The 5,232-nt window shown below is 36.8% G+C and carries 4 protein-coding genes and 2 pseudogenes; 2 read left to right on the top strand and 4 right to left on the bottom strand.

Annotated elements, in window-relative coordinates; translation table 11 throughout:
- Positions 1–385: pseudogene (locus APF76_13605) on the bottom strand.
- Positions 386–420: 35 nt separating this feature from the next.
- Positions 421–642: a hypothetical protein gene (locus APF76_13600; GenBank protein KUO53722.1), complete on the bottom strand. Its 222-nt coding sequence runs from the start codon at positions 640–642 to the stop codon at positions 421–423.
- Positions 643–686: 44 nt separating this feature from the next.
- On the opposite strand from APF76_13600, the gene APF76_13595 reads away from it, so the two are divergent.
- Entirely contained in the window at positions 687–1,508 is an 822-nt protein-coding gene (locus APF76_13595; protein KUO53721.1) for a hypothetical protein, read from the top strand.
- Between the two features lie 4 nt (positions 1,509–1,512).
- Positions 1,513–2,508: pseudogene (locus APF76_13590) on the top strand.
- A 451-nt stretch (positions 2,509–2,959) separates the two neighbouring features.
- Here the strand turns inward: APF76_13590 and APF76_13585 are convergent.
- Both APF76_13585 and APF76_13580 read right to left on the bottom strand, forming a co-directional pair.
- Complete coding sequence (locus APF76_13585) at positions 2,960–3,763, bottom strand: hypothetical protein (GenBank protein ID KUO53720.1); 804 nt, start codon at positions 3,761–3,763, stop codon at positions 2,960–2,962.
- Positions 3,764–3,893: 130 nt separating this feature from the next.
- The gene (locus tag APF76_13580; protein ID KUO53719.1) at positions 3,894–5,087 is read right to left on the bottom strand and encodes a hypothetical protein; all 1,194 of its coding nucleotides are present in this window, start codon (positions 5,085–5,087) and stop codon (positions 3,894–3,896) included.
- Positions 5,088–5,232: the final 145 nt, after the last annotated feature.

Below are 5,232 nucleotides of genomic sequence, written 5' to 3'. Positions count from 1 at the left end.
CAAAATACCTGTTAACGTATCCTGAAGGAATGTTGTGCTCATGGGCACTTATTGGAGCTGTCCGGCACATTTTATATACTACGTTCCTATCAGCATCAAAAATAGCATTAAGCCCGAATGTACAAAGATACTTAAATTGTTTTTGTATTTCTTCGTCACCGGTTTTAACCAAGGAAAAACCTTTAAACTCTTTTTCCTTTTCAAGTTGGTTAATATAACTCATGACATATCCTGAGGTCTGTCCATATACATCTGCAGGCTCTAGCGTAACAACACATGTTTCTATTTTACTTGACCAAGAAATATTTGAATAAATTATCCCTTTACATTCGCTGTTATACCTATCATCATGTTCATAAAACTTTCCAGATATTATTTGTAACATCTCTTATCCTCACTTATTAACCCAATAATCTAATCTTATTGCCAATTTATGCCCTGGATGGCGTAACCCTGCAGCCAATTTCGCCTAACGTTCCCGTGATTTGCGAACTTGGCATTTGGCGTGATTTTTGACCCCAAAGTCTTGCCTATTGCAAAAATCATGACAATTGCCAAGTTAGGTCGCAGGCGAAGCCGAAGCCGCAAATCATCGTGTTGTACTAAACCGCTACGCGGTGGTCCTTTACAATCCAGTTTCATGGTATCATCTTCCTATAAATTTAACTAGGAGGAGATGTTACCTTATGACAAATCCCTGTGAAAAAATGAAGTTTGAAATGGAGCTTCGTGGCTATGCTCCAAATACACAAAGACATTACTTGAGCCATGTCCGATTACTTGAAAAATATTGTGGCCAATCCGCAGATCAGGTCTCTCCTGATGAAATCAAACAGTTCCTTCATCACCGAATTAAGAAAGGTATCAGCTACAGCAACGTTAATATTTCCTGCAATGCTTTCAAACTCATGTTTAATTCTATCCTTAAACGTAATTGGTCTGATGAGGTTATTGTTCGTCCCAAAAAGTTAAAGAAGCTCCCCTATGTTTTATCCAAGGACGAGATCATCTTAATCATGAACCACATCCCCAATGTAAAGTATAAAACCATTCTTTTGACTGCCTATTCTGCAGGGCTTCGTATTAGTGAGGTTCTAAACCTTTGTGTTTTAGATATTGACTCTAGTAATATGCTTATCAAGGTTCGTTGTGGTAAAGGTGGTAAGGATCGCTTTACTATACTAGGAGAAGAAAACCTCAATCTGTTACGGCATTATTGGCAATTGTATCAGCCTAAGACGTTTCTTTTTCCAGGCATCCCTTCGGATAAACCCCTGTCTGCTAGAAATGTTCAACGGGTTTTCAAAAATGCTAAAGATTTAGCTGGTATTTCTAAGCCTGTTTCTGTCCATTCTCTAAGACACAGTTTTGCTACTCATCTGCTGGATGGTAATACTGATTTAAGAACTATTCAGGTGCTTCTGGGTCACAGTAATATCAGCACTACTTGTATATATCTTTATCTTTCTAATAAGCACCTTACTTCTGTTAGAAGTCCTTTGGATTAATTTGATGCCTGAAATTCAAGATATTTTTAATTCTTTTACTCCTGTTCGTCTATCTTTAGATCAAAGAAAGGCTTTTAATGCTATCAGAAGTTGCAGGACTGGGGTCTTAGGTTCTCATGTAGACTCTTGTGACGACTGTGGACACATGCAAATCTCCTACAATTCCTGCAGAAATAGACATTGTCCCAAGTGCCAAGGCTCTAAGCAATTTAAATGGGTTGATGATCAATTGGCTAAGCTTTTGCCTGTAGGCTATTTTCATCTGGTTTTTACGTTACCTCATGAGCTTAATGGAATAATCTATCAAAATCAGGAGCTTCTATATTCTATTCTCTTACGGTCTGCTGCTGATACTATTGCTGAACTTGCTTTAGATCCTAAGTACCTTGGTGCTCAGATTGGTGTAACTACTGTTTTGCATACATGGGGACAAAATCTTTCTTTTCATCCCCATGTCCACTGTATTGTCCCTGGCGGGGGACTTTCTGTAGATGGTTTAAGATTTGTTATTGGTAGCAAAAAGTTCTTTATTCCTGTTAAGGTTTTGTCCCGTAAGTTTAGGGGGAAGTTCCTTTTCTATCTGAAAAAAGCTTGGTGTAATGATCAAATTAAGCTTTTTAATTCTCTTGCTAAATTAGATGTCCTTGAATTGGTTGAATGTTTGCGTGATATGGAGTGGGTTGTTTTTTGTAAGAAGCCTTTTAAGTCTCCCTGGCATGTAGTTAATTATCTGGGTCGGTATACTCATAGGGTTGCTATTGGTAATTCTAGAATTATCAGTTTTGATGGTACTTCTGTGTCTTTCAAATTGAAGGATTACAAAGATGGCGGCAAGGCTAAGGTCATGTCTCTTACTACTGAAGAGTTTATACGAAGATTTCTCCTTCATGTTCTGCCATCTGGTTTTACTAAGATCAGACATTATGGTATTTTATCAAGTCGTAATCTGGGCTCTAAGTTGGCTTTATGCTTAAGGCTTATCGGTACTAAGCCCATCATTGCTGATTCAAATAAGAAACCAAGGCTTCCCCACCCATGCCCTGTTTGTGGTGGTATTTTCATCTTTGTAAAATCTATCAACAAGCTAGCTGCAGACCCATGATTTTTAGCAAAAAACTCTATTTCTTTTATCAGGACCTATTTGTGGGGAGGGGGAAGATGTGCCCATTTTTATATTTTTCCCGTATTTTAACACTGGTATTATCTATGTACTGTTATTTTTTAGGTGGTAAATCTACTGTTCATAGTGGATAGGTAACAATTGATTTCCCATAGTTAATTAGCTACTTTTGTGGTGGCAGACGGTTCAGTACAACACAAGATTCATGATGTTCTAGTCTCATAATATTATATACTTCTATATCTTCCACTCGGTGCTAAATTGTATCGAGGCTTTTATTTGCTTGCTGAACATCATAAATCTCTAAATATTATGTGCTGTCCGCCTTGACTCACTTTTTAAGTCTATTAATAATCTTTCCCCAAGCATAAGGCACAAGTGAAGGACAAAGTCTATTAATCCACCAGAACACTTTATGTGAACGAGGAACCAGTATGATTGCTTTATTCTTTGCTATGCCTCTCATCATTCCATGTATACATTCATTTGCTGTCGGAAAACGGTTCTTGTTTCTTTGGTTTTTCTCAGATCTCAAATACTCTGAGACCTTTAATGTTCTATCGTGAATCGGAGTTTCAATAAAACCAGGACACAGGGCATTAACTTTAATGCCATACTGATTTGCCTCAGCCCTTAAAGAAAGAGAGAATCCAACAAGGGCATGCTTAGTAGCAACGTAACTACTCATTAATCCCCCCGGGATTAAACCGGCCAAAGATGATACGTTTACAATTTGGCCATATCCTTGTTCCATCATAATCGGATAAACGGCATACGTTCCGTAGATAGCACCCCAAAGATTAATATCAATTATTTTTTTCCAATGTTCTAATGTCATATCTTTAAATTCGCCATCCAAACCAATCCCGGCATTATTTATCATGAGATCAATTCTATTGAAGGAATCTTTTGTCTCTTTAACTATTTTCTCCACATAATCTTGATTTGCCACATCGGCATATTTCACAAGACAATCCGCTCCGAATTCTCTTACTTCTTTAGCTGTATCATTAGCTTGATCCAAATTGATGTCTGCAATTACAATCTTTGCTTTTTGTTTTGCAAGATATAGGCACATTTCTTTACCTATACCTGAACCACCACCAGTTATTATTACTACTTTATTCTCAAACATTATTACTCCTCCACTTGTTTGCGAATTGCACATAACGTTCCGCGTATTCCCGAAGTCTGGTTACCACCTGCATATTCTCCCGGATTTTGGGAATACGCTGTTATGTGAAGGGTCGTTCTCCAAAGACAGCTCAAGCATATTTTTTAAACATCATCGGCTGCTCAAAGGTACTTTTACAGGTTTGACTAAGTTGTATCTTAGCATGTTCATTGAGTATCAGTTTTTCCTTCCGAGCAACTTTAACACCCGAATTTTCTATAAAGTCCTTTTTTAGAGCTATTATTTTAACCCCGCTGATATTAGAATAAAATCTTTGAAGTAAACCCTCAACCTCAGAAATTGATTCATTAAATGCATAATGAGGGACTTTTAAGAAAACACATCCTTGATTGCCAGCTATTTGTTTATTTGCAGTACTGAGCAAGGAATTTAGGTTTTTAACTGATAAGTCCTGAGATTTAAATCTATAGAAAATTCTGTCCTTATAATTCATTTCCTCATTCTTTGTATATACTTCTTTTAAACTATTTCTGACGCTACTGCTTACACAGAATTCTTCTTTGTTACTCTTCATAATTATCCCGGTCGGAATATTTTTGTATTTGTTAGTCATTGTAATTTCGTAGACATTCTTGTAGTTCATATAAGTAATTTTTGATTTCAACATTTCACGAATTGTTTGCGCCAGCTGTTTTACATCTTCAATCTTACCAGTACCATCAATCTCAATCTTTATGTCATGCCTTCCCTCAACTTCTGTCAAATGTTGAATAACTTTCTCGCTAAGGAAGTGAGAAAATATTTTATTAAAATTATATTCCTTATCTTCTATATGCTTGTTTTTGCATTCTATTGCTATGTTCTCAGAGCCAATAAAAGCAGAAATATCAAAACTTGGAATTTCCTTCTCTCTTTCAAAATTTGCTTGGACACCACTATATTTCAAAGCCATCATTACTTCTAATTCCCAGCAAACGTCTTCATAATCCTTTGACTGAAGTCTCGCTCTCGTTTTTTTCTCGTCATATAATCCGTGCAATTCATAGAGATTTCTCCCAAGCTCTACAATATTACTGTGTCCCACCCCCATTAACATTGTCTCATTATTCAGAATGATAGCCTTTCTAAAGGTAATTCTTATGTCTAAGTAATTTCTAATAAAAGGATGAAATAATCCCAAATAACTGCCCTTCTCCTTATACTGGCTAACTTCATCGACTAGCCTAAGTTGTTGATTCATCCAGCCCTCATCCATAATCTTCTTGGCAAAATCTATATACTTGCTTTCCAAATCTTCCGGATAATCTAACATATCCCCATTCATTATAAAATCTCCTCAAATATTTTCTATTATAACGACCTTTCACATAACGTGGCGCGGGTTTGCGAAGTTGCTTTGGAGGACAAGGGTTTTCTTGTCCGGAAAAGCAATTTTGCAAACCTGCTGATAGGCGATGTTGGGAGCGCTT

The sequence above is a fragment of the Desulfitibacter sp. BRH_c19 genome, assembly GCA_001515945.1.
GTDB lineage: Bacteria > Bacillota > DSM-16504 > Desulfitibacterales > Desulfitibacteraceae > Desulfitibacter.
This window is presented reverse-complemented; position numbering and strand designations above follow the sequence as displayed.

What these genes read in the sequence shown, in the direction of transcription:
- APF76_13600 (KUO53722.1), bottom strand. Translation starts at nt 642, where the DNA reads ATGAAACTGGATTGTAAAGGACCACCGCGTAGCGGTTTAGTACAACAC.
- APF76_13580 (KUO53719.1), bottom strand. Translation starts at nt 5,087, where the DNA reads ATGAATGGGGATATGTTAGATTATCCGGAAGATTTGGAAAGCAAGTAT.
- APF76_13595 (KUO53721.1), top strand. Translation starts at nt 687, where the DNA reads ATGACAAATCCCTGTGAAAAAATGAAGTTTGAAATGGAGCTTCGTGGC.
- APF76_13585 (KUO53720.1), bottom strand. Translation starts at nt 3,763, where the DNA reads ATGTTTGAGAATAAAGTAGTAATAATAACTGGTGGTGGTTCAGGTATA.